This window comes from Archangium violaceum (genome assembly GCF_016887565.1).
Taxonomy (GTDB): Bacteria; Myxococcota; Myxococcia; order Myxococcales; family Myxococcaceae; genus Archangium; species Archangium violaceum_B.
The window spans coordinates 8378925-8404076 of record NZ_CP069396.1; the positions used below are offsets into that span (position 1 = coordinate 8378925).

The window sequence follows — 25152 nt, forward strand, 5'->3', positions numbered from 1 at the left end:
GTCAACCTCGTTTTTCGAGCTGGTAGAGGACGCGCTTGGCGGGCAGGTACGACGGATCGAGCCCCAGCAGCCGCACCAGCCGGGCGCGCACGTCATTCCGGCTGGTGGCCGCCTCCAGCTCGGCGAGCTTCACCGCGGCGGCATACAGCTTCGGGGAGAGCGTCACCGCCTCGCGCAACGAACGCTTGGCCGGCTCCACCTGCTTGGACTCGATCATCACCAGTCCCTGCACGAGGTGGGCGATGGCCACCTGGCGGCCACCGGCCACGGCGTGAGCCGCGTGGTTCTTCGCCGCCTTCATGTCCTTGCGCTCCATGGCGATGAGGGTGCGGTAGGCGAACGAGGGCGCGTTGTTGGAGTCCACCTCGGCCACCTTCTTGAGCATCTTCTCCGCCGCGGCGTTGTCGCCTTGGTGGAAGCGCAGCAGGCCCTCGTAGAGGTGGGGCAGCAGGTCGTCGTCTCCCCGGGCGATGGCCACGATGGAGCCCTCGAGCCCCTCGAGCAGATCCTCCGAGCGCATGTAGAAGGTCGTGAGGACGGGCCGCGGAGCGAGCCGCAGCGGATCCGCCTGGAGCACCTGGGCGAGCACGCGGAAGGCCTCGTCCCGGCGCCCGTCCTGGGCGGCGGCCACTCCGGCCAGCAGCATCGCGTCCGCGCGGCGAGGATCGAGCCGCGCGGACTCCAGGAGGACCGCCAGCGCCTCGGCGGGCTTGCGCTCGAGCAGCCGCAGCCGGCCTTCCAGCATCTTCTCCAGCGCCGGATCGTCGAGATGACCCTTCAGGGTGGCGAGGTGACCGGCCGCCGCCGCGGCGTCCTTGCGCGCCACGGACACCAGGAAGAGCTGCAGGTTCGCCGCCGGGTTGTTCTTCACCAGCTCCTGGGACTCGCGGGCCGCCTTGGCCGACGCCTCCAGATTCCTGGACACACGCTCCACGGCCGACAGGTGCAGCAGCAGCTCCGCCACCTCGCCCGGCTCGTACTTGTCACGGTTGCGCAGCAGGCCACGCAGGGCCCCCAGGGCGCCGGGCACGCCACCCTCCACCTGGTAGCGCATCACCGCGATGGCCAGCAGCGCGTGGAAGTCCCCCGGCGAGCTCTTGAGACGCGCCTCGTACAGCTGGCGCGCCTTCTCCGTCTCGCCCACCTCCAGGTAGATGCGGGCCAGGGTGGACCGGGTCTCCCAGTGGTCGGGATCCTGCTCGAGCCGCTTCTGCAGCCGATCGATCGCCAGCGGGTAGTCGCCCGCCGTCTCGTCGGCCAGCGCGCGGTAGTAGTGCACGCGGTGCAGGTCCGAGGCGATCGCCAGCGCCGAGTCGAAGTGCTGGTTGGCCAGCTCCCGGGACGACGTCAGGAACACGCGGCCCAGCACCAGGTGGGCCTCGGCCTTCTGCGCCACGACGCCCTCGCCGCTCCCCGCCAGCACCTCCTCGGCGAGCTTGCGCGCCTGCTCCAGGTTCTCCGACTCACGGGAGCGCGCGAGCAGCAGGTTGGCATGGGCCACCAACAGGTTCGCGTCGCGGCTGGCCCGGCCCTCGGCGGCCTCGATGAGCGAGCGCGCCTCCTCGAAGGTCGTGTCATCCATCCCCGAGCCGAGCCCCAGCGAGATCGCCTGCACGTAGCCACCGATGGCCGAGTCGTTCCTCGGATCCAACAACAGCGCGCGCTGGAAGGACTCCGCCGCCCGCGAGTAGGCCAGCCGCTGATCCTTGTCGAGCAGCGTCTGCCCCTCGGAGAGGAGCTGCTTGCTGTCACCGCCACTGGCGTCCACGAACATCAGCCGCCAGCGCGGCAGCACGGCCTCCACCGCCGGAGGCAATGGGGCCCCCTCGGGCTGGCTCGACTGCTTCGACGACGCCCCACTCCCGCCGGACTTCCCGCCCACCAGCTCCTTCACCTGGGGCACGAACATGTACGCGGCCCCACCGCCGCCGAGCAGCAGCAGGACCACCAGGGCCGCCACGAGCCCACCCCGCCCCCCGCTGGAGGCGGTCACGGCCACGCCCGCCGTCACGGGACGCTGGGCCCCGGCACGGGCGGAGCTACGCGGCTCGGCCGACAGCATGGGCGCGGACGCGGAGGACCGTGCACCACTGCCCGGCTCGGGCGGCAGGGACGCGGGCATGGAACCCGACACGTCGCCCGACATCGGCGGCAGGTCGAGGACCTCCACGGACCGGACCTCGGACACGGGAGCGGCCGTGGACTTCTGCAAGCGCTGCCGGCAGTCCTCGCACGCGCCGAGCGCCTGATCGAACGGATCCACCAGCGACTTGCCGCACTCGCGGCACGCCTTGGGCGTCGCGGCGGGCGCGGCAACGGGAGCCTGGGCCCTGGCGGGCGCGGGCGCCGCCTGGGGCTGGGAAGGCGGAGTTCCGAAGAAGTCGAGAAGCGGATCACCCTCGGGAGCCGCGGCGGCCGCCGGAGCAGCCGCGGCGGGCGGCGTATTGAAGCCAGGCGGCGCGTTGAAATCGAAGATGCCGTCGTCCGCCGGCTCCGGAAGCGCCGGAGCGGCCTGCGCGGAAGGCGGAGCGCTGAATCCAGGCGGCGCGTTGAAGTCGAAGATGCCGTCGTCCGCCGGCTCCGGGAGCGGAGCGGGCGCGGCCGGCTTCGGCTGCGGAGCGGCGGGCCTGGCCTGCACAGGCGCGGCCGGCTTCGGCTGCGGAGCCGGAGGCGGCGCATCGAAGCCGGGCGGCGAGTTGAAGTCGAACAGCGCGTCGTCCGACGGCACGGAGAAGGCCGGTGTAGCGGGCTTCGGCTGCGGAGCCGGAGCGGCGGGCCTGGCCTGCACGGGCGCGGCCGGCTTCGGCTGCGGAGCCGCAACGGGCGGCGGGGGCGGTGCGATCTCGTCGAACAGCAGATCGCCCGACGGAATCGCATAGCCCGGCGTGGCCGGCTTGGACTCGAGGATCGGATACGTCGGATTGGACGGAGACGACTGCGTGAGATCCGCGAGATCGCCGAACAACGCGTCCTTCGACAGGGCCGGCGAGGGCGGACTGCCGATCGACGCGAGGTCGTCCATCAACGAGTCCGCCGCGTCCACGTTGGGATCCGGCGCGGGCTCGAGATCTCCGAGGTCCCCGAAGAGCTCATCGGTCAGGGACGCGGACGGCGTGGCGGGCCTCGCTGCCGCGGAAGGAGCGGCGGCGGGCTTCGCCACTGGCGCGGCGGGCTTGGGCGCGGCAGCGGGCTTCGCCACCGGCGCAGAGGGCTTGGCCACCGGCGCGGCGGCGGGCTTGGGCACGGGGGCCGAGGCTACGTCCGGTTGCGCGGGAGCATCCTCGCGCTTCACCAACTGCAGGTGGCGACAGCGCGGACACTGCGCGCGCACACCCTTGGGGGTGATGACCCGGTCATCGATGGCGTAGGCCGCCGCACATTTCTGGCAGGTAATCCGCATGGCTCAGTGGCGGAAGTGTCGCACTCCCGTGAGCACCATGGCCATGCCATGTTCATCGGCCGCCGCGACGATCTCTGAGTCGCGGACCGAGCCGCCAGGCTGGATGACGCAGGTGGCCCCCGCCCGGGCCGCCTCGTCGAGCCCATCCCTGAAGGGGAAGAAGGCATCCGAGGCCACGGCGCTCCCCTTGAGGGCCTCGCCACCCCGGGCGGTGGCGATCTTCGCCGAGTCCACCCGGCTCGTCTGCCCGCCACCCGCGGCCAGCAGCTTCGAGCCATTGGAGAACACGATGGCGTTGCTCTTCACGTGCTTGCACACCTTCCAGGCGAAGCGCAGGGCTCGCTCCTCCTCGGGGGTGGGGGCTCGCTTGCTGACCACCTTCCACTCGAGCGGCGGCTCGACGGAGTCCTTGTCCTGGAGGACCAGGCCGCCAGACACGCTCCGGGCCTCCAGCTGGGACCTCGGGCGGGCGGTCGGCGAGGCCAGTCCGGGGCCGGCCTCCAGCAGGCGCAGGTTCTTCTTGGCCGACAGCACCTGGAGGGCCTCGGCGGAGTAGGTCGGGGCGATGACCGCCTCCAGGAACGTCTCCGCGAGCGCCTCGGCGCAGGTGCGATCCACCTCGCGGTTGAGCGCCACGATGCCACCGAAGGCGGACACCTCGTCGATGGCGCGCGCGGTGCGGTAGGCCGTGGTCAGGGACGCATCCACCGCCACGCCGCACGGGGTGTTGTGCTTGATGATGACCGCGCAGGGCTGCTCGGGGAACTCCAGCACCAGGCCGAGCGCCGCATCCAGGTCCAGGATGTTGTTGTACGAGAGCTCCTTGCCCTGGAGGACGCGCGAGAAGGCCACGGTGGGCTCCGCGGGCGCGGCGTGCTCGCGGTAGAAGGCGCCGCGCTGGTGCGGGTTCTCCCCGTAGCGCAGGCCCTGCACCTTGCGGAACGGGAGCGCCAGCTCCTCGGGGAACGGCTCGCCGGCCTGGGCCGACAGCCAGCCCGCGATGGAGGCGTCATAGGCCGCGGTGTGCGCGAAGGCCTTGCGCATCAACCGCCGGCGCGTCTCCTCGCTGGTGGCGCGGCTCTTCTCCAGCTCGGCCAGCACGGCCTCGTAGTCGTCCGGATCCACCACCACCGTCACGTGGCGGAAGTTCTTCGCCGACGCGCGCACCATGGCCGGCCCGCCGATGTCGATCTGCTCGATGACGTCGGCCTCGGGGGCACCGGAGGCCACCGTCTGCCGGAAGGGGTAGAGGTTGACGGCCACCAGGGCGATGGGAGCGATGCCATGGGCGGACATCTCCGCCCGGTCGCTCTCCAGGTCCACCCGGCCGAGGAGGCCACCGTGGATGCGGGGGTGGAGCGTCTTCACCCGGCCACCGAGGATCTCCGGACTCTGCGTATGCTCGGAGACCTTCTTGGCGGGGACACCCGCCGCCTGGAGCGCGGCGAGCGTGCCCCCGGTGGAGAGCAGCTCGAAGCCGAGCCGGACGAGACCCTGCGCGAAGGGGACCAGACCGCGTTTATCGGAAACGCTGAGGAGAGCCAGCACGGTGTCGCACGCCTCTGTCAGAGAGAGGCGGCTCGTCTAGCAACCACCCCCCTGGGTGTCAACGAAGCGTACGGTCCGTGTCGGACAGTGGCTCCCACCCCGATTTTCAGGGCTTGCGGGCGGAGACCGGGGGTTCTGCCTCGGTGGCCTCGCGCAGCTTCATCAGACCGCGCGTCTCCACCTGGCGGATGCGCTCGCGGGTGAGGTTCATGATGGCGCCCACCTCCTCGAGCGTGATGCCACCCTTCTCCGCCACGTCCAGGGCGCAGGTGTGCTCCAGCTCCCAGATCTCCTTGTCCGGGAAGTTGAGCTTGATGGAGCCCGTCTCCGGGTTCACATCCAGATAGAGGTTGTGCTTGCAGGACACGAAGAGGCACGGGCGCGGACCGTTCACACAGTCCGCCCGCGTCTTCGGACGCTGCGAGTCGACCGCGTTGAGGAGATCTCCCTCCTCCGGGTCGATCTGGCCCGTCAGGCGACGGCGACGCAGGTCCCTCGCCATCTCCTTGCGCGACATCGTCTTCGAGCGACGGCGCTCCGCCCCACCCTCCGCTTCCGCGGGCGCCTCCTCCTCCGGCCGCTGCTGCTTCACTTCAGACATGTCCCCTCCAGCAATGTTTCCACTCTACCCCTCACCAGCCCCCCATCCTATTGCGAACGGAGCTTTTCGTCTCGGTGCGCGGTAACCGCACTCCCCAGCCGGGCCACGTCCCTGACCAGCTCCCGGGCCCTCGCCTTCAACGTGGCCAGCTCCTCCTCCAGTGTATGCCGGTACTCCGAGCCAAAGGCGCGATCCCTCAGCTGATCCTGAAGACCATCGAACACCTCGGACAGACCCCGCTCGAGCTGATCGATGTGGTTCTTGTGGAAGAGGAAGGAGCGCTTGATGTCCTCCAGGGTGTGACCTTCCGCCATCATTTTTTTGATGGCGTTGATCCGCCGGACTGATTCCACCGGGTACAGCCCCCGGCTTCCCTGGTGCTTCCCCTTGCGCCCCACACGGCGGCTCCGGGGCAGCAGGCCTACCTGCACGTACTTGCGGAACGTGGCCTCGGAGAGCTGAACGCCCCGGGGCTGGAAGATCTCGACGATCTGCCTCGCCGGCAGACCGCCAGCGAAGTCGCGCTCGATGCGCTCTAGCTCCTCGGGATCCAGCAACCGCGTTCCTTCCATTGAATAGATGCTACTGAATGGACCACACTGAATGCCAGAGACGCCGTGAAGCTGTCAAGAAAGACCTGTAGCGAGCGGTAGCACCGGGCGTGCGGATGCCGGGCGCGACCGGGCGGAACCGGGCGGGTGTTGGGGAGTTACGCGCGAACGCGAGGCGCGGCTGGACGCACTACCGCTTGGCGCGGAAGGTCTTCGTCACCTTGCCGCCGGGCGCGAGGGTGAAGCTCTGCTCCTCGGTGTTGGCCGGGTGCTCGAAAGTGAGCACATGGTTGCCCGGCGCCACCTGGAAGCTGGCGCGGCCCTGCACTTCCTTCTTGAGGATCTTTTTGTCCAGGTAGACGTCGGCGTACGGGGTGACCACGACGGTGAGGGTCCCCTTGGCCTGGGCCACGGGCGCGGCCGCCGGCTGTGGGGCGGGAGGAGGCTCGACCGGCGGCGCCACGGCCAACACCGTGCCGGCATCGGAGGGAGGCGGCGTGGGAGGAGCCTCGGGCTTCACATCGGCCTTCACCTCGGACCCGGCGACGGAGCCCTTCTGCGAGGCGGTGGAGGAGGTCCCGGCAACCTCCTGGGAGTTCGCCGTGACGGTGGGACCGGCGGCCGGGGCCGGGGGAGCCGACGGCTTCGGCCACACAAAGGCCGCCACTCCACCGATGAGCACCAGGGCGCCCACGCTCACGCCCGCCCAGAGCCCCTTGCCCCCGCGCTTCGCCGGAACGGCGGGAACCACCTGGGCCACCCGCATGGAGGGCTCGGCCACCGGCGCGCTCCCCTGCCCCGCCGGGGCGGATGCGGCGGTGACCGGAGAGGGCGGCTCGGACGATGCGGCCCGGGTGTCCCCCCCCTTCTCCGCGTCGCGAGTCAGCACCTGGGTGGACGCCGAGACCAGGGAATCCTCGGGCGGGGTGGAGCGCACGGACCCGCTGCGCCCCGAGACCGCGCCCGGGGAGCGCATCACCGCGGTGGGCTCGCGCTGGACGGGCGCCCGCTGGAGGGTGGGGTCCGCCGCCGAGGGCGTCTCCCCCGTGCGGCTCCGCGCGCGCGCGCTCCGCTGCGAGCGCTCCATCAGCGCGGCCGGCATCTGGATGACCTGCGTGAGGGGCACGTCGAGGAGCTGCCGTACGAAGGTCCCCACGTCCGTGTCGTCCACGCTCCGGGCATGGCGCAGCACGCACTGGGCCAGGGCGCGCTCCAGCTCGCCGGCCGACTGGTAGCGGGCCTCCGGGTCGCGCTCGAGCGCGATGGCCACCACCTCGTCCAGCTCCTCCGGCACGTCCGGGTTGAGACGGGCCGTCGAGGCGATGACGCTCTCCTGCACCGCCCGGAGCACGGCGATCTCCGAGTCCCCGTCGAACAGCCGGCCTCCGGTGAGCATCTCCCAGAGCACCACGCCGAGCGCGAAGACGTCCGTGCGCGCGTCCACCGCCTCGCCGCGCGCCTGCTCCGGGGACATGTACGCGAACTTGCCCTTGAGCATGCCCGGCTGGGTCAACTTGTTGCCCGCCTTGGCGATGCCGAAGTCGGTGAGCTTCACCGCTCCGTCGAGCGACAGCAGCACGTTGTGCGGGGTGACGTCGCGGTGCACCAGGTGCAGCGGCATCCCCTCCGCGTCCTTGAGGCGGTGCGCGTAGTGCAGTCCGGCCGCCACCTGCGCGCCGATGTGCGCCACCAGCACCGGCGGGACGACCACGCCCTTCTCGCGGCAGCGCTTGCGCAGATCCCACAGCGAGCAGCCGCGCACGTACTCCATCGCCAGGTAGTACGAGTCCTCGTGCTTGTCGAAGTCGAAGATCTGCACCACGTTGGCGTGGTTGAGCAGCGAGGCCAGCCGCGCCTCCGCGATGAACATCTGCACGAAGCCCTCGTCCCCCGACAGGAACGAGCGCACCCGCTTGATGACGACTTCCTTCTCGAAGCCCTCGGGCCCCGTGGAGGCGGCGAGGTAGATCTCCGCCATGCCCCCCTCGGCCAGCTTGCGCTTGATGACGTACTTGCCGATGGGAGTGCCAGCTTCGAGTGTCACGACGGATATCCCGGAGAACGAGCTAGAACTTCACCAGCACTCGCGTGTGGGTGTTGGCCTTCACCTCGACCCGTTGGGTGCGCGTCCCCATCTCCGGGTTCGAGAACTTGCATTCGTACACGCCAGCGGGCAGCTGCACGTCCGGCAGCGGCGTCGTCCCCAGGTTGCGCCCACCGCAAGCCACCTCGGCCCACGGAGTGACCGCGAAGCGCACCGAGCCCCGGCGCGTCTCCTGCGAGGACGGGCGCTCCACCGCGGCCACCGCGGCCCGGGCGGGCTCCGGCTTGTGCTCCTCGCGGGGAGACTCGGCCAGGGGCTCGAGCTCCAGCACCACTTCCTGCGTGGGCCCCTCCCCCACCCGCACCGTCCTGGAGAGCGGGCGATGGCGCGGGGCCTCCGCGAGCAGGTTCAGCTCCTGTCCGGGCATGGCCGACACCACCCCCTGACCCTTCTCGAGCGGCTTGCCATCCACCGTCAGCGCCACCTGCTCGGGCTTCGTCCGCAGGGTGAGCTTCACGGAGGCGGCCACGGCCGGCTTCGGGGTCTCGCCCGGGGACGACTCGGACGGCTTCGGCTCCACCGGGCGCTGCGCCGTCGCGGGCCGGGTCGCCTCCGGCGCGGGAGTGGAGCTCAGGGCCCACCATGCGCCCAGGCCCAGACCCACCAGCACCCCCGCCGTCACTCCCACCACGGCGAGCCGTTTCGACTTGCGGCGTGGGGGCACGGCCGGCTGCTTCGCCCGGCTCACGCGCACCGCGGGCTTCTCGGAGGGAGTGGAGCGCGGCGGCTCCTCCACGGGCTCGGGGGCCGGGGCCCGGCGGATGTCCACGGTGCGCCGGGGCTCCACCCCCTTGCGCTCCGAGGTGCCGCGCGACTCGCTCCGGGAAGGCCGGGCCGGCATACGCCCCGTGCCGAACTGGCCCGCCGTGGACTCCAGGGGCTGGGTCCGGGCGGCATCGGCCTCGTTGCGCGCGCTCGCCTCGTCCTTCGAGCGCGGCGCCGCCATCGTCTCCGCGCCGGACTTCTCGACCGCCTTGAAGCCTCCCGAGAGGATCTCTGCCTCCTCCACCAGCACGTCGCCCAGCCGGGCCTCCTCGGCCAGCCGCGCGGCGTAGAGGTCCTGCATGAAGGTCGACACGTGCGCCGAGGACGACGGCAGCTGGTGGGCGACGAGCCAATCCTCCAGCGCGAGCTGCAGCTGCACCGCCTCCGCGTACCGGTCGGCCGGATCCCGCGTCAGCGCCTTCATGACAATGGGATCCAGGTGCGCCGGGACGCGCGAGTTCACCTGGGAGGGCGGCAGGATCTTGCACTCGGCCACCGCCTGCAGCGTGGACATGTCGCTCGGGCGCTTGAAGAGGCGCGTGCCGGTGAGCAGCTCGTAGAGCACCACGCCCAGGGCGAAGATGTCGCTGCGGCGGTCCAGCTTCTGCCCCGCCGCCTGCTCCGGCGACATGTACGAGTACTTGCCCTTGAGCACCCCCGAGCGCGTGACGGTGGCCTGGTCCGCCGCCTTGGCGATGCCGAAGTCCACCACCTTCACCCGCCCCTCGAACGTCACCAGGATGTTCTGCGGGGAGATGTCCCGGTGGACGATGCCCAGCGGCTTGTTGTTGGCGTCCGTCTTCTTGTGCGCGTAGTCCAGGCCGGCGCAGGCCTCGATGATGATGCGGCACACCAGCGGCACCGGGATGAGCTGCCCGCTGCGCTCGGCGCGCTTCCACACACGCCGCAAATCCTCACCATGGATGTACTCCATGGCGATGAAGAAGCTGTCGTCCTGCGCGCCCAGGTTGAAGATCTGGACGATGTTGGGGTGGTTGAGCCGAGCGGCGATGCGCGCCTCGTCCAGGAACATCCGGACGAAGTCCTCGTTCTCCGCCAGGTGCGGGAGGATGCGCTTGACGACCAGCAGCTTCTCGAAGCCCTCGGGCCCCCGCTGGCGCGCGAGATAGATCTGCGCCATGCCGCCCATGGCGAGCCGCTTGATGAGCTGGTAGTTGCCGTAGGTTTCGATCGACACGGTGCGCCCGGGCGCGGAAGGCCCCGAGCGTAAGCGCCCTGGCGGGGAGGGTCAAACCTCCTGTCGCACGTTTGGTTCCTACCCCCCTCGGCGGGCGGGGGCGCGGACCTGGCGGGTCTCACGCATGAGCACCTCCAGCTCGTCCAGGTGCCGCTGCAGCACGGGCATCAGCAGGGGCGCGGCGTCCACCCGGTCGAACAGGTCCAACACCCGGTCCACCCGGCGCTCGATCTCCGCGGCCCGCGTCGGGGTGATGCGGCGCAGGAGCAGATCCACTCCCGCCTCCATGAGGACCCGGGCCACCGCGTCGCGGGAGACCAGCGGCTCGTCCTGCCGGCGCTGCCCTCCGCCTTCGATGACGCGCAGGCCGCCCGGCGAGCGGGCGGGCGTGGACGTACGACGCGTGAGCGGACGCTCGGAGGGGGAGTTGTCGTCGTGCTGTCGGGAGCTCACCGTCGCCTCCTGCTGCGGGGACGCCCTCAGGGTACTCAGCATGGGTTGCTCTCCAATTTTCCGGTCAACCGCACAGACCGGTGCAGAGCTGTAGCACCCGGGGCCGACATGTCTCGCCGGAGGCCGATTGGTCGGCCCCGGCGAGATGACCCTCCCCCGCTCTCAACCGCCGCAGGCGCGGCGGTAACGGATCTCCACCTTCGCGCCCGGCGAGGGCGCCGTGGAGAAGACAACGCTGTTGGTCGCGCCGTCATATGACCAACCCGTGGTCACCGGGGAACCATTCACGCGCACCACCAGGCTGCCCGCGTCCGGGGCCTCGCTGAGAGGGAACCGGTCCTGGGCGGAGAAGGCCTTGTTGGCCACCGCGCGCAGCAGGGGCGCGTAGTCGGGGGTGCACACGGAGAGCACTTCGCCACCGGTGCGGGCCGCGGCCTCCGCGTAGCGCGTGCCGGCGCCGCCCGAGGTGGGGCAGCCCGAGGCCGTGGGCGCGATGGCGTAGATGGTCATGCGCTGCGGCTGGTTCACGCCCTTGCGCCCCTGGAGGAAGCGCACGTAGGTGTCCACGCTGTCGGGCGAGTGGTCGTCCTCGTCGCCCATGAAGACGACCACCAGCGCCGCCTCATCGCGCAGGAAGCCCTTGTTGCCGTCGTTGCGCTCCGGCGTGCGCGGGTCATCCGCGCCGTTCACCAGCGGATCCGACAGGGCGCGGCGCACGGCCTCGAAGCCCTGCTCCACCGCGGCGCACTGGCCCACGTCCACGTTCTTGCGCAGCACCCCCGCCAGGTCCGGCGTGGTGTTCGTGAGGATGCGCGGCCGGCTGTTGTCCACCGGGAAGAAGCGGCCCGCCTCGCCCCCGCGCGCCCCACCGGGGCAGGCGTTGGTGGCGGCGTCGATGCCGGTGGTGGTGACGGCCACGTGCAGGTCCACGCCCTTGGCCAGGGCCGCGTCGGCGAAGGCGGGCATGGCCGAGACGATGCGCGGCTGCTCCTCCACCATGGACGCGGTGTTGTCCACCACGAAGAGGACGTCCACCTTGGAGCCGTCCTGCTGGACGAAGGCGTCCGTCTTCTCCACGTTCTTGGAGGACTCGCCGATGAGCGGGACGAGCAGCGGCGCGGGCAGGTCCGACGACGCCACGAAGAGCGGCGACAGGTTCAGCCCGTTCACCTGGGCCAGGTAGCCCACCTCCACGGTGAAGCCGTCTCCCGGCTCGAGCGTGAAGGGCGTGCCCGGCGTGTCGTTGAGCACGAACTCTCCATCCGTGGTGCCCGGCCCGATGTTCACGCCCGACACCGTCACCGGAGCCCTGCACGCGTTGAGGTAGTTCACCTCGCGCGGAACCATCGGGCAGTCCGGGCGCGCGACGCCGTAGTCCACGAAGCGCGGCGAGGGCACCAGGCACGCGTTCTGCGAGTGGGCCGTCAGCGGCACCAGCACCAGCGGGTGGGTGGGGTTGGCCGGCTCGAGCTGCAGCAGGCCCGCGAAGTCGCCCCCCGCCGCGGGCGCGGAGAAGGCCACCATGAAGCTGAACCAGTCGCCCGGGTACATGACGAGCCCGTCCAGCGCGCCACCGGGCATGGTGAACACCCCGCCCCCATCGTCGCGCAGGCGCATGTTCTTCACCGCGCACAGGTCCCCGCCATGGTTGGCCACCTTGACGCCCAGCACCGCGCCCTTCCCGGGCGCCACCGTGCCGAAGTCCAGCGCCACGGGGGAGATGTCCAGCGTGCAGGGCGCGTGCTCCTGCGCGGAGCCCGTGAAGTCGATCTCCGTGCTGTTGCCCGAGTACACGTCCGTGGTCATCAGCAGCCGGCCCGACGTGGCCCCGGCCCGCGTGGGCTCGAAGAAGACCTTGAGGTTCACCTCCTCGCCCGGCAGCAGCCGGTGGGGCAGTTGCATCGGCACGACGTTGAACTGCACGTCCGTGTCCGGGTGCCCGTCCAGGGAGTGGAACTCCAGCCCGTAGAGGGTGAGCGGGCCTCCGTTCGAGGCACCACAGTTCTTCACGTTGACCACCACCGCCGTCTTCGAGCCGATCGGCTTGCGTCCGAAGTCATGGTTGAGCGGCGACACGCACAGCTCCGCCGCGCCACCGAAGCCGCGCAGCGCCACGTCCGTGGTGGGGTTGCGCTTGCTCTCCACGCGGAACGTGGCCTTGTCCTCCGCCGGCCCCATGTGTCCCGGGCTGTAGCGCATCTCCCACGAGCGCACCTCGCCGGGCGCCAGCACCAGCGGCAGGCCCGGAGCCCCGTGGCTGAAGGAGGCCTCCGTGCCCCCCAGGGTCAGCTCCGTCACCGTCATGGGCTCCGTGCTGATGTTGTGCAGCCGCGCCAGCCGGAAGCTGTCCTTGTCCACCGGGATGGCGCCGAAGTCGAGCTCGGGCGGCTCGGCCACCACCGCCCTGTCCAGCGACTCGGCCGCCACCTGCACCGCCACGTCCGAGCAGCCCCGGCACGGCGACACCGCCAGCGCCACCTGCTTGCGCCCCACCCTCCCCGGCGAGAAGGTGATGGGCACCTCGCGCTGCTCCCCGGCCCCCAGTGACACCGTCGCCGCGGAGAACTCGTCCCGATCCGCCCCCAGCAGCTTCGGCGTCACCTCCACCGGCATGTCCGTGGGGTTGATGACGGTGACGTTCAGCGTCTTGCTGGACTCGGCCTCGATGCGCCCGAAGTCCAGCTGCCGCGGCGACACACGCGCCCACGCGTCCACGCCCGCGCCCTGCAGCGGCACACGGATGAGCGGCTCGCGTTTCGCGTCCGAGCGCACCACCAGCGTCGCCGGCAGCGGCCCGGACTCGGACGGAGCGAAGCGCACCCGCAGCGTGCACTCGCTTCCTGGCACCAGCGTGTGCGGGCCCTCATGGGTGAAGCTCACCTGCCAGGCCCCCGCGGGCCCCTCCACCCAGGCCTCGTCCACGTTGATGCGGGCACGGCCCACGTTGCGCAGCACCACTTGCGCTTCGCGCCCGTCGAAGACCGCCACCCGTTGAAAATCCAACCCACCCGGTGTCGCCGTCAACCTGCCGTCGGCGATGGCCGGGCGGTCGCGATCAGCACACCCGGTCAACACCACCAGCACCGCGAGGACCCACAGGTCCCTTCGCCTGCTCATGGCTCCCATTCCCCTTCCCACCCCCACACCCAGCCCAAGACCCACGCGAGCACCTCGCGGGATCAGGGTGCGAAGCTAGGCACCCACCGTAGGGTGGGCAACGGCCACTCCGAGGCCACTGTCCGGGACTCATACACACCTGTCGCTCCCACCTTTCAGGCATGTCCGATTCCCATCGGAGCGCGGCCACCGGCGGCCTCCTGGAGAACGGCACGCGCCTTGCTCTCCTCATGCGTGGACATCCCACGGAGGTAGACCGTCATGAACGAGCGGCAGATGCGCGACTGGATGAAGGAGAACCTCGACCGGCTGAAGACACTGCGTGATGAGATCCGCGTGGACATCCACCTGGCCAGCATGGACGCCAAGGACAAGTGGAAGGAGCTGGAGCCCGTGGTGCGCGACGCGGAGAAGCTCGCCGACGAGGTGACGGACGTCTCGCGCCGGGCCATGGAGGAGATGGTGGAGAAGTTCCGCCACTTCCGCGAATCGGTCCGCCACCACCGGCCGGGCGGGCAGGCCTAGGGCACGCAAGCCTTGCGTGACGCCGCCCCGGCGCCCGCAGGCAATGCACCGGAACCGCGGCCCCCACTGGCGGGGCCCTCTCTCCCGCTCCATGTTGGGGGCCCTATGAACGTGCAGCCCGCGGTGCTGCAGTCACTGATGGGGCGGGCCGGACGCCAGCTCGCCTCCTGGCTGTTGGCCGAGCCCCTGGAGCACATGCGCTCCATCCCCTTCCGGGACGCGGGCCACGGCCATGACGTCTTCGGGTACGAGCCCCTGCACGCGGCGCTCGCCCTGGCCGCGCTGGAGCCGGTGTACCGGCACTGGTTCCGCGTCCGCTCGTACGGGGTGGAGCACGTCCCCGCCCAGGGCCCGGCCATCCTCGCGGGCAACCACTCGGGCACCCTGCCCTTCGATGGGATGATGGTGTGGACGGACGTGGTCCTGCGGCGCCGCCGGCTGCCGCGCATGGTGGCCGACCATTTCGTCTCCGGCATGCCCTTCGTGAGCACCCTGTACGCGCGCGGTGGGGTGGTGGGCGGAACCGCGGGCAACCTCCGCGTGCTGCTGGAGGCCGGCGAGCTGTTGATGATCTTCCCCGAGGGCGTGCCCGGCATCTCCAAGCCCTTCCGCGAGCGCTACCAGCTGAGGGAGTTCCGCGTGGGCCACGCCGAGCTGGCCATCCGCCACCAGGCGCCCGTGGTACCGGTGGGCATCGTGGGCGCGGAGGAGCAGATGCCGCAGCTGGCCCGCCTGCCCGTGAGTGCCTTCGGTGCCCCCTACCTGCCCGTGCCGCTGACTCCCCTACCCCTGCCCGTGCGCTACCACCTCCATTATGGCGAGCCCCTGCTCCTCCACGAGGGCCTGCGCCCCGAGGACGCGGATGATCCGGAGGTGGTGCACCGCGCCGCCGAGCGGGTGCGGCGGGCCGTCCAGGCGCTGGTGGACCAGGGCCTGCGGCTGCGCAAGGGGGTGTTCCGATGAGCGCGCCCTCGGACTGGCGGGCCCCCAGGGGCGTGCTGGTGCTGGGCGCGAGCACCCCCCTGGGAGGCAGCCTGTGCCGGGTGCTGCTGGAGGACCGTTCCCTGGGCGCGGTGCTGGCCGTGGGCCGGGAGCCTCGCGAACAGGTGCGCCTCCCGGAGGACGCGCGGCTGTCGTACCAGCGGGTGGACATCACCCACGCGCGGCCGGTGCACGACATGCTCTTCGGCGCGGCGCGCGACCTGGGGGTGGACGTGGTGGTGCACCTGGCCCTGCACCGGGCCAACGACTTCGGAGACCCGGTGCACGTGCAGAACGTGGAGTCCCTGCGCTGGCTGTTGTCCCTGTCGGACCGGCACCCCACCCTGCGGCGGCTGGTGTTCCGCTCCCACGCGGAGGTGTACCGCGTGGAGCGAGGCCTGCCGTCCGTCATCACCGAGGACCACCCGCTGGAGCTGTCCCCGGATGCCCCCCAGTGGGTGCGAGACCGGGTGGAGGCGGACCTGCTGGCGTGCGCGCAGATGGGGATGGCGGCCGGGCTGGAGATCGCCGTGCTGCGCTGCGCCGAGCTGTTGGCCCCCAACGAGGGCTCGCAGCTGCACGACTACCTCTCCGCGCCGGTGTGCCTGCGCTCGGCGGGGTTCGACCCCATGCTCAACGTGCTGGCGCTGGAGGACGCCACGGAGGCCCTGCGGCTGGCGGTATACGCCGGGGGCACCCAGGGCATCTTCAACATCCCCGGCGCGGACACCCTGCCCCTCTCCGCCTGCATCCGCCTGTCGGGGCGGCTGGACGTGCCGGTACCGGGGCCCCTGCTCGCGCCCATCTACGAGGCCCGACGCCGGCTGCGGGGAGGCCAGTTCTCCTACCGCATCAACCGGGGCCGCTTCCACCTCGCGACCGTGCTGGACGGAACGTGGGCCCGCCGGGAGCTGGGGTACGAGCCCCGCCACCGGGTGGACTGGCCCTCCACCAGCCGCTGAACGTCGGACGGTGGGTGCAACATGCCCGCAAAGTACGCGGCGAAGGCCGCAAGATGCGCTAAGCCAGGGATCCCACGCCCCCTTGGGGCCGCGGAGGCATCGCAATGACGATGGAGTCGCAGCAGAAACGTGAGCCGCGCCACTTCTCGATGATTCGCACCTTCACGCCAGCTGACTTCGTCACGTTGGGCAATGCCTTCTCGGGCTCGGCCTCCATCCTGGCGCAGATGCAGTACCTGGCCACCGGCATGCCCCACTGGCTGTGGCTGGCCTTCGGGCTGATGCCCCTGGCATTCATCCTCGACGCGCTGGACGGGCGCATCGCGCGCTGGCGCTTCCAGTCCTCGCCCCTGGGGGCGGACCTGGACTCGCTGGCGGACGTCATCTCCTTCGGCGTGGCGCCCGCGGCACTCGCCTTCGCCATGGGGCTGCGCGGCACGCTGGACGTGCTGGTGCTGCTCTACTTCGTGGGCTGTGGCGTCAGCCGCCTGGCGCGCTTCAACGTCACCGCGGCCACGCTGTCGGACAACACGGGCAAGGTGAAGTACTTCGAGGGCACCCCCATCCCCACCAGCCTGGCGCTGGTGATGGTGCTCGCCTACTTCTTCTGGCGGGGCCGCACCGGGGACACCCTCCCCTTCGGCGTGTGGGACATCGGGCCCTTCCAGCTCCACCCCCTGGTGCTGATGTACCTGGCCAGCGGCAGCGCGATGATCAGCAAGACGCTGCGCATCCCCAAGTTCTGAGCCGCGCCCGGGCTACCGGGTGACGGGCCACCACTTGCGCCGGGTGAGCGCCTGCGAGGTACCGATGCCCGCGGCGAGCGCGCTCACGCGCAGGGAGGTCTGCACCAGGGTGGCGGTGCCGGCGGTGTAGTCCTGCGCGGCCAGCTCCAGCACGGTGCGGAAGGCCAGCACCCCGGGCACCAGGGGGATGAAGCCCGGGATGACGAAGATGCTGGTGGGCATGCGCAGGGCGTACGAGATGGGCTCGGAGAGGAGCACGATGGCGAACCCGGCCAGGAACATGGCGCCCTCGGGCGGCAGGGACGGGGCGAGCAGCACGGAGCTCCCGCGCACGGCGTAGCCCACCGCGCCCACCAGGGCACAGGGCAGCAGCGCGCGGCGGGGCACGTCGAAGAGCACCGCGAAGCCGGTGGTGGCCGCGAGCGCCAGCAGGGTGGCGAGCCAGAGCGGCGGCGGCTCGCGGGTGGCGAGCGCCAGGTCGACGCCGGAAGCGAGCAGCACCGTGAACAGCCCCGCCCCGACGGTGGCGATGATGAGCGTCGCGGAGGCGGCCCGCGCCATGCCGGAGAGGGTGTCCCCGCGGAACAGGTCCGCCACGGAGCTGACCATGAGGACGCCCGGCACCAGGAGGAGCACCGAGGCTGCCAGGGAGAGGCCCGGCGCGGGAGTGCCCACCCCGCGCGCCCCCACCAGCCCGAGGCCGGCGGCCAGCACCGTCACCAGGAACGTCGACGCCAGCCGGCCCATCTGCAGCCGGCCCAACACCTCGCGCAGGGCCTGCGCCGCCGCGGCCGCCACGCCCGCCACCCCGGCATCGGCGGCATCACCCCCGAAGAGGAGCGCGAAGCACGCGCAGGCGGCTCCCACCGCCAGGACCGTGAGGGCATCCCCGAAGCGCCGGGGCGCACGGGCGATCCGCTCCAGCTCGTCGTGCAGCTGCGCCCGGCTCAGCTCACCGGAGCCCGCGCGCTCGGCGAGCGCGTTGACGGCGGCCACCCGGTTCAGGTCGATGCCCGTCTTCACCACGCGCACGATGCGGGTGCGGTGCAGGTCGTGCGCGAGGGCGGTGGTGACGATGCCGGTGGGCGTGGCGAACACGTCCAGCCGCTCGGCGCCCAGGGCCGTGCCGAAGCGGGTGACGGCCTCCTCCACCCGGGCCATGTTGGCGCCGTTCTCCAACATGATCTGCCCGGCGCGAAGCGCCACGGCGAGCACCTCGCCGAGCTCCTGACTGCTGAGGGTGCGTGTCTCCATCCGGGCCGGAAGCTACTTCAAGCGCCCGGCCGAGCGGACGCCCGATCTCACTCCTGCTCGATCTTGGGACCCTCGCCGAAGCCCTGGAAGAGGCCCTGCATGGTGCCCATCAGGAAGGAGCGGGACATCTCCTTGATGGCCTTCAGCTGCTGCTGCTGCTCGAACATCGCCTGCATCTCGCCGTTGAACTCCGAGCCGACAGCGGAGTTGGAGGACTGGGACTGCTTGGCGGAGTCGATGGCGCTGGAGACGATGTCCCGGCCGGAGACGGCCGCACCGCTCCTCGGCAGGTTCACGGCGCCGCTGGCCCCCGCCTGCACGCGCGAGATGAAGCTGGTGCGCGGGGCCTCGCGCGCCGCGGACGGGCTCGAGGTGGGGACGCGGGGACCGGTCAGACCCTTGATGGTGGACATGAAACCTCCAGTTCCCTTCCATTATCGCCGAAGCCGGTCCGAAGTTGCTTGGGGGAATTCCGCCGACCGCGGATCGGCTATGTTCCACCCCCCCATATAAGGAGAGACGGCAAGAGGATGGAGCACCCCAGGAAGGTAGCGACCGCGCTCACGATCGCGGGCTCGGACAGTGGTGGAGGAGCGGGCATCCAGGCGGATCTGCGCACCTTCGCGTTCCACCGTGTCCATGGAACCAGCGCGCTGACGGCGCTGACGGCCCAGAACACCCTGGGTGTCACCCGGGTGGACGTCGTGCCCGCCGAGGCCGTGACGGCCCAGATCGACGCGGTGGCGACGGACATCGGCATCGACGCGGCGAAGACGGGCATGCTGTTCAACCGGGAGATCATCTCCGCGGTGGCCTCCCGCATGCGGGCCCTGGGCATCACCCGGCTCGTCGTGGATCCGGTCATGGTGTCGCGGGCGGGCTCCCGGCTCATCGACGACGAGGCCGTGGCGGCCCTGCGCGAGCAGCTCCTGCCGCTGGCGACCCTCGTCACCCCCAACCGGCACGAGGCGCAGCTCCTGGCGGGCCTGGAGCTCCACACCCTGGCGGACATGCAGGAGGCGGCGCGCCGCATCCACCGGCTGGGGCCGAAGGTGGTGCTCGTCAAGGGCGGCGCGATGCCGGGCGATCTGCGCGGCACCGACGTCTGGTTCGACGGCGAGCGGCTGGAGACGCTGCACCTCGCCTCGGTGGAGACGCCCAACACGCACGGCACCGGGTGCACGCTGTCGGCCGCCATCGCCGCCAACCTGGCCCTGGGACAGGGGCTGCTCGACGCCACCCGGCACGCCAAGGAGTACGTCACCCAGGCCCTGCGACACCCGCTCGCGGTGGGCCGGGGCAACGGTCCCATCGGGCACTTCTTCCCGCTGCTCGAGGATTGAGCTTCCGTCACCCGGCGTCGGTTCAGCGTATGTGAGGGCCCATGAGCACCGACGAGAATCCGGCCCCGAGCCTGTGGGCGTCCCTGAAAGAGGCCGTCCACGGCACCGAGCAGGATTTCACCGAGGCCCCCGTGGGACGCGCCATCCTGCTGCTGGCCGTCCCCATGGTCCTCGAGATGGTGATGGAGTCCATCTTCGCCGTCGTGGACGTGTTCTTCGTGTCCCGGCTGGGTGCCGAGGCCATCGCCACCGTCGGGCTCACCGAGTCGCTCCTCGCGCTGCTGTACGCGCTGGCCATGGGGCTGAGCATCGGGGCCATGGCGATGATCGCCCGGCGCACGGGGGAGAAGGATCCGGAGGCGGCCGCGCGCGTGGCCGTGCAGGCCATTGGCCTGGGCATCCTCGTGTCGCTTCCCATCGGGGTGGCCGGCGTGCTGTTCGCCCAGCCCCTGCTCACGCTGCTGGGCGGCTCGCCCTGGGTCGTGGAGCACGGGTTCCGCTACACGCAGCTCATGCTCGGCAGCAACGTCATCATCCTGCTGCTCTTCCTCATCAACGCCATCTTCCGCGGCGCGGGCGACGCCTCCATCGCGATGCGCGTGCTGTGGCTGTCCAACTCCATCAACATCGTCCTGTGCCCGTGCCTCGTGCTCGGCCTGGGGCCCTTCCCCGAGCTGGGCGTGGTGGGCGCGGCCACGGCGACCACCATCGGACGTGGCGTGGGCGTCTGCTACCAGCTCTACCGGCTCTTCCTCGGCAAGGGCCGCGTGGCCGTCCGCCGCGAGCACCTGCGCTTCGAGCCGGCCACCATGCTCGTCATGACGCGGCTGTCGGGCAGCGCCATCTTCCAGATGCTCATCGGCACCGCCAGCTGGACGGTGCTGGTGCGCATCGTGGCGGCGGCCGGGAGCGCCGCGGTGGCGGGCTACACCATCGGCATGCGCATCATCCTGTTCGCGCTCCTGCCCTCCTGGGGGATGAGCAATGCCGCGGCCACGCTGGTGGGGCAGAACCTGGGCGCCCGCAAGCCGGAGCGCGCCGAGCAGGCAGTCTGGCGCGCGGGCTTCTACAACATGGTATTCCTCGGCCTGGTGGGGCTCGCGTTCATCGTCTTCGCCGAGCCGCTGATCGGCACCTTCACCCAGGAGCCCGAGGTGCGCGCCATCGCGGTGCGCTGCCTGCGCATCGTGAGCGCGGGCTTCATCTTCTACGCTTACGGCATGGTCCTGACGCAGGCCCTCAATGGCGCCGGGGACACCACCACCCCGACGTTGATCAACCTCGTCTGCTTCTGGGTCGTGGAGCTCCCACTGGCCTGGCTGCTGACGGGCCCGCTCGGCCTGGGTCCCTCGGGCACATTCACCTCCATCTCCATCGCCTTCTCGCTCAGCGCCCTGCTGGGCGCCTGGGCATTCCGCCGCGGACGGTGGAAGTCACGCCGGGTGTAGGCCCGTCTGCCCTGGAACCGGGCGTGCGGGCTTGGACATCTCGCCAAGTGGACCGATGATGGGCCGCTGCCGCCCCTCCCCCAAGGCGGGCTAGCATGGGGAAACGATGAAGAAAGCAGTCTCGGGTCGTCGGCCGGCTTCCACGCGGGAGCGCCCCCCCTCGCGCCAGAAGGTGACCGAGAAGGCCCTTCAGGCCACCAACCTCCTGCTCCAGGCGCTCACCGACGCCCACCTCGAGTTCACCCGGGGCAGCGCCGCGCACAACCTGTTCGACAAGCTGCTGCAGGTCCTGCTCGAGCTGACCCAGAGCGAGTACGGCTTCATCGGAGAGGTCCTCCGGGAGCCGGATGGCGAGCCCTACTTCCGCAGCCACGCCATCACCAACATCGCCTGGACGGACGAGCTGCGCGAGCACGTCGCCCGTCAGATTCCCCTGGGCCTGGAGTTCCGCAACCCGCACACGCTCTTCGGCGCCGTGCTCACCACGGGTGAGATGGTGGTGGCCAACGAGCCCTCGACGGATCCCCGCCGGGGCGGCCTTCCCCCCGGCCACCCTCCCCTGCTCGCGTTCCTGGGCCTGCCCCTCAAGTTCGGCGATGAGATGGTGGGCATGCTGGGCATCGCCAACCGTCCCGGCGGCTACGGCCCCGACATCATCGAGTTCCTCCACCCCTTCGTCGCCACCTGCTGCAGCATCATCGTGGGCTGGCGCAGCGAGCGGCAGCGGCGAAGCGCCGAGGAGCTGTTGCGCCAACGGGAGGAGGAGCTGCGGCGCCACCGCTCCCAGCTCGAGGAGCTGGTGCAGAGCCGCACCGAGAAGCTGCGCTTCACCACCCAGGCCCTGGAGGAGCGGCAGGCCCAGCTCATCCAGGCCGAGCGGATGGCCTCGCTGGGACATCTCGTGGCCGGTATCGCCCATGAGATCAACAACCCGCTGGGCTACATGACGAGCAACCTGGCCACGCTCACCCAGTACCTCTCGGTCTTCACCGAGCTGCTCGAGAACTACCGCGAGCTCGCGACGGCCGTGGGCCCGGGACTCCAGGGACCGGCGGCCGAGCTGCTCACGCGCATCCGGGCCCTCCAGGACCAGGAGGATCTCGACTACCTCCTGAGTGACGTGAAGGAGCTGCTCAAGGACTCGCGCGAGGGCGCCCAGCGCGTGGCGGACATGGTGCAGAGCCTGAAGGCCTATGTCCGGGACGACTCCGGGCAACCGGAGCTGGTCGACGTGAACAAGGAGCTGGCCACCACGCTGAAGGTGGTGTGGAACCAGCTCAAGTACCGGTGCGAGGTGAAGAGCGACTACGGGCAGATCCCCCCCATCCTCGGCCAGCCCGCCCAGCTCAACCAGGTGTTCACCCACCTGCTGCTCAACGCCTCCCAGGCCATCCCCCAGCGCGGCGTCATCCACGTCCGCACCCGCCACGAGGCGAACGAGGTGCTGGTGGACATCTCCGACACCGGGCACGGCATGACGCCGGAGGTGATCTCCAAGCTCTTCACCCCGTTCTTCACCACCCGGCCTCCCGGCAAGGGCGTGGGGCTGGGCCTGTCCATCAGCCAGGGCATCGTCTCGCGCCACCAGGGGCGGATCGAAGTGCGGAGCCAACCCGGCCAGGGCAGCACCTTCACCATCCGGCTTCCCGTCGCCAGGGACTTCTACTGACGGACCGCTCCCTCCGCCCGCCCGCCCAGGGGCCCGCCCGCCGAGGCGCTGTCACGAAACCGGCCCATGGGCATCTGAACAAGCAGGGAGGAGTCCATGCCGAACCCCCGAGACCCGAGCCGTTGGTGGAAGGTGGTGCTTGTCACCAGCGCCATCGCCCTGCCCTCGCTCGCGGCCATGCCGGAGCCGGGAAGCGCCCTGCCCTCCTTCACGGCGGAGGATCTCCTGGGCCACGAGCACGCGAGCCGCGAGTACGCGGGGAAGGCCACGCTGCTCGTCGCCATCACGCACAAGAACGCGGGGGACGGGATGCGGAGGTGGTTCGAGGCCGCCGATGCTCACATTCCCGGCGGCGTCCAGCGCGAGTCCCTCATCTCCCTCCATGTGCCCTTCTTCGTGGGCATCGGGACGGTGCGCCACCGCGTGAAGCAGCAGGTGCCCCAGCAGTTCTGGGACGACACCCTGCTCGACCGGGATGGTGACATGGCCAGGGTGCTGGGACTCGGCTCCAGCAAGGAGCCCTACGTCTTCGCGCTCGACGAGCACGGCCGCGTCCTGGCCGCCGTGCACGGGCCGGCCGACTCACCGGATGCCGCGCGCATCTGGTCGTCCCTCTCTACCCCGCGGGTGCCGGCGGGTACTCCCCCGGCCTCCGGATGGGATACATCTCCACCGGGCGGCGCACACGGTCCGGAAAACAAATGACGAGATGACGCAACCCAAGCTGTGTTCGTTGCGATAATGTCACTGCCTGCTTTCTTGGCTCCTGAGACCGGAGGCTCACGCCATGTGGATTGAAACCATCGTCATGCCCCGGGAAGAGCCAGCCCACTACCGCCCCGCACCCCAGCGAGACCGCACGGCCGGATACGCGGCCGCGTGCGCCATGGGTGAGCAGTTCCGGAACTCCGTGCTGAGTTACCTCCAGTCGCAGAACCTGATGGACGCGGTGAAGTGGGTCAGCGATCCGGGCAGCATCGCCATGGTCACCCTCCACTGCACCTCCCAGGTGCTGGAGGAGCTGCAGAAAGAGCCTCGCTTCGAGGCGGGCCGCTCCCTCTCGTTCACGGCCTATTGAAGGTTCCGGCTGGGCTCCGGCGTGGACCCCCCTCCCCCGAGGTGGTCCCTTATCCCACATGCCTGAAGGAAGGGCCCCGGCGCACGGGAGGCCCCCGGGCAGGACGGCGGAGGTTCTGTTATTCAGGGGGACCATGACGGACACGCTCAGATACGTCCCGGATGCACCCACGGACGCGACCCTGATCTCCTCGCGGCAGGACAACGTCCCCGCTCCCATGCTCTCCCGGGATGGCGCCCAGGCGGCGGCCGCCTCCGCGCGGCGCAGCACGGTCCTGCCCCGCGTGCAGTGGAACGGGGACCGGCCCGACGTGGTGCCCTTCGAGCGTGAGCGCTTCGAGGAGGTCAGCCAGCTGGGCCAGGGCGGCATGGGCGAGGTGGTGCTGCTCAAGGACCACGACATCGAGCGGATGGTGGCCCTCAAGCGCCTGCCCGAGGGCGCCGATCTGGATCGCGTGCTGCGCTTCGTGGAGGAGATCCGCACCGTCGGGCAGTTGGATCACCCGAACATCGTCCCGGTGCACGACGTCGGCATCGACCAGCGCGGCCGGTACTTCTTCGTGATGAAGCACCTGCAGGGCGAGACGCTCGAGTCCATCATCGACAAGCTCCGCCAGGGCGACGCCGCCATGCACGCGCGCTTCACCTTCCCCATGCGGGTGCAGGTGTTCATGGGCGTGCTCAACGCGGTGGCCTACGCGCACCGCAAGGGCATCATCCACCGCGACCTCAAGCCCGCGAACATCATGGTGGGGCCCTACGGGGAGATCACCGTGGTGGACTGGGGCCTGGCCCGGCGCGTCCGCCAGCCGGACACCGTGGCCCGGACCGCGACCCCGGTCAGCGCCCAGACCAGCCTGCGCGAGGCCGTCTCCATGCAGACGCAGATGGGCGCCGTGGTGGGCACTCCGCTCTACATGTCCCCCGAGCAGGCCCGGGGGCAGCACGACGCGGTGGACGCGCGCAGCGACACCTACAGTCTGAGCGTGCTGTTCCACGAGTTCCTCGGCCTGCACCACTACCTGGAAGGCCGTGAGACGCTGGCCCAGGTGCTCGACGGGGTGCAGAACGTGCTCCCAGGCAAGAGCATCATGGATCCGAACCCCCTCCAACCGACCGTCCCCGCCGAGCTCGGCTGGTTCGTCATGAAGGGTTTCGCGAAAAATCCAGCGGAGCGATACCAGTCCATCGACGAGATGAAGGATGTGCTGATGCGCGTCATGGACGGGCGCATCGACGTTCACTGCCAGCGAACCCTGCTCAAGAATGGGTTCCACAAGGCCCTCCGCCTGGTCGACCAGCGTCCGAGCGTCTTGCTGCTCGGACTCCTGGTCGTCTCCTCGCTAGTGCTCACCGGTCTGATCGACCTGATGTGGAGGCTCCTCGACTGACGAGGAGGGGCACGAAGGC

Annotated in this window: 20 protein-coding genes; 10 read left to right on the top strand and 10 right to left on the bottom strand. The window is 70.6% G+C overall.

The window, feature by feature from the left end; genetic code table 11:
* Window position 1: 1 nt before the first annotated feature.
* From JRI60_RS33265 to JRI60_RS33300, 8 genes are all read right to left on the bottom strand, one after another.
* A complete protein-coding gene (locus tag JRI60_RS33265; RefSeq protein ID WP_204219954.1) occupies window positions 2–3400 on the bottom strand; it encodes a tetratricopeptide repeat protein in 3399 nt (1132 codons plus the stop codon).
* Window positions 3401–3403: 3 nt separating this feature from the next.
* Entirely contained in the window at window positions 3404–4948 is a 1545-nt protein-coding gene (gene purH, locus JRI60_RS33270) for a bifunctional phosphoribosylaminoimidazolecarboxamide formyltransferase/IMP cyclohydrolase (protein ID WP_204219955.1), read from the bottom strand.
* Window positions 4949–5054: 106 nt separating this feature from the next.
* Window positions 5055–5549, bottom strand: a complete 495-nt coding sequence (locus JRI60_RS33275) for a sigma factor-like helix-turn-helix DNA-binding protein (protein WP_204219956.1) — start codon at window positions 5547–5549, stop codon at window positions 5055–5057.
* A 47-nt stretch (window positions 5550–5596) separates the two neighbouring features.
* Window positions 5597–6121 carry a MerR family transcriptional regulator gene (locus JRI60_RS33280; RefSeq protein WP_204219957.1) on the bottom strand — a complete coding sequence of 175 codons (525 nt, stop codon included), beginning with the start codon at window positions 6119–6121 and terminating at the stop codon, window positions 5597–5599.
* 169 nt (window positions 6122–6290) lie between these two features.
* A complete protein-coding gene (locus tag JRI60_RS33285; RefSeq protein ID WP_204219958.1) occupies window positions 6291–8144 on the bottom strand; it encodes a serine/threonine protein kinase in 1854 nt (617 codons plus the stop codon).
* Window positions 8145–8166: 22 nt separating this feature from the next.
* Window positions 8167–10167 carry a serine/threonine protein kinase gene (locus JRI60_RS33290; RefSeq protein ID WP_204219959.1) on the bottom strand — a complete coding sequence of 667 codons (2001 nt, stop codon included), beginning with the start codon at window positions 10165–10167 and terminating at the stop codon, window positions 8167–8169.
* Between the two features lie 78 nt (window positions 10168–10245).
* A complete protein-coding gene (locus tag JRI60_RS33295; protein WP_239469851.1) occupies window positions 10246–10662 on the bottom strand; it encodes a hypothetical protein in 417 nt (138 codons plus the stop codon).
* A gap of 120 nt (window positions 10663–10782) precedes the next feature.
* A complete protein-coding gene (locus JRI60_RS33300; RefSeq protein WP_239469852.1) occupies window positions 10783–13737 on the bottom strand; it encodes a choice-of-anchor D domain-containing protein in 2955 nt (984 codons plus the stop codon).
* A gap of 261 nt (window positions 13738–13998) precedes the next feature.
* Here JRI60_RS33300 and JRI60_RS33305 point away from each other — a divergent pair, with 261 nt between their 5' ends.
* The 4 genes from JRI60_RS33305 to pssA all read left to right on the top strand — a co-directional run bounded on the left by JRI60_RS33305 (window position 13999) and on the right by pssA (window position 16951).
* Entirely contained in the window at window positions 13999–14262 is a 264-nt protein-coding gene (locus tag JRI60_RS33305; RefSeq protein WP_204219961.1) for a hypothetical protein, read from the top strand.
* A gap of 105 nt (window positions 14263–14367) precedes the next feature.
* Window positions 14368–15225: a lysophospholipid acyltransferase family protein gene (locus tag JRI60_RS33310; protein ID WP_204219962.1), complete on the top strand. Its 858-nt coding sequence runs from the start codon at window positions 14368–14370 to the stop codon at window positions 15223–15225.
* Window positions 15222–16205, top strand: a complete 984-nt coding sequence (locus JRI60_RS33315; RefSeq protein WP_204219963.1) for an NAD-dependent epimerase/dehydratase family protein — start codon at window positions 15222–15224, stop codon at window positions 16203–16205. Before JRI60_RS33310 ends, JRI60_RS33315 begins: the two co-directional genes overlap by 4 nt.
* A 104-nt stretch (window positions 16206–16309) precedes the next feature.
* Window positions 16310–16951: a CDP-diacylglycerol--serine O-phosphatidyltransferase gene (gene pssA / locus JRI60_RS33320; RefSeq protein WP_204219964.1), complete on the top strand. Its 642-nt coding sequence runs from the start codon at window positions 16310–16312 to the stop codon at window positions 16949–16951.
* A 12-nt stretch (window positions 16952–16963) separates the two neighbouring features.
* On the opposite strand, the gene JRI60_RS33325 is transcribed toward pssA, so the two are convergent.
* Both JRI60_RS33325 and JRI60_RS33330 read right to left on the bottom strand, forming a co-directional pair.
* The gene (locus tag JRI60_RS33325) at window positions 16964–18205 is read right to left on the bottom strand and encodes a threonine/serine ThrE exporter family protein (protein WP_204219965.1); all 1242 of its coding nucleotides are present in this window, start codon (window positions 18203–18205) and stop codon (window positions 16964–16966) included.
* Window positions 18206–18252: 47 nt separating this feature from the next.
* Entirely contained in the window at window positions 18253–18618 is a 366-nt protein-coding gene (locus JRI60_RS33330) for a hypothetical protein (protein ID WP_204219966.1), read from the bottom strand.
* Window positions 18619–18735: 117 nt separating this feature from the next.
* Here JRI60_RS33330 and thiD point away from each other — a divergent pair, with 117 nt between their 5' ends.
* From thiD to JRI60_RS33360, 6 genes are all read left to right on the top strand, one after another.
* Window positions 18736–19548: a bifunctional hydroxymethylpyrimidine kinase/phosphomethylpyrimidine kinase gene (gene thiD / locus JRI60_RS33335; protein WP_204219967.1), complete on the top strand. Its 813-nt coding sequence runs from the start codon at window positions 18736–18738 to the stop codon at window positions 19546–19548.
* A gap of 41 nt (window positions 19549–19589) precedes the next feature.
* Entirely contained in the window at window positions 19590–20996 is a 1407-nt protein-coding gene (locus JRI60_RS33340) for an MATE family efflux transporter (protein WP_204219968.1), read from the top strand.
* A 106-nt stretch (window positions 20997–21102) separates the two neighbouring features.
* Window positions 21103–22665, top strand: coding sequence for an ATP-binding protein (locus tag JRI60_RS33345; RefSeq protein ID WP_204219969.1), 1563 nt, complete (start codon window positions 21103–21105; stop codon window positions 22663–22665).
* Window positions 22666–22761: 96 nt separating this feature from the next.
* Window positions 22762–23370 (top strand): hypothetical protein, encoded by a 609-nt coding sequence (locus JRI60_RS33350; protein ID WP_204219970.1) that lies wholly within the window; start codon window positions 22762–22764, stop codon window positions 23368–23370.
* Between the two features lie 82 nt (window positions 23371–23452).
* Window positions 23453–23743, top strand: a complete 291-nt coding sequence (locus JRI60_RS33355) for a hypothetical protein (RefSeq protein WP_204219971.1) — start codon at window positions 23453–23455, stop codon at window positions 23741–23743.
* Window positions 23744–23876: 133 nt separating this feature from the next.
* Window positions 23877–25133 (top strand): serine/threonine-protein kinase, encoded by a 1257-nt coding sequence (locus JRI60_RS33360; RefSeq protein ID WP_204219972.1) that lies wholly within the window; start codon window positions 23877–23879, stop codon window positions 25131–25133.
* The last annotated feature ends 19 nt before the right edge of the window (window positions 25134–25152 follow it).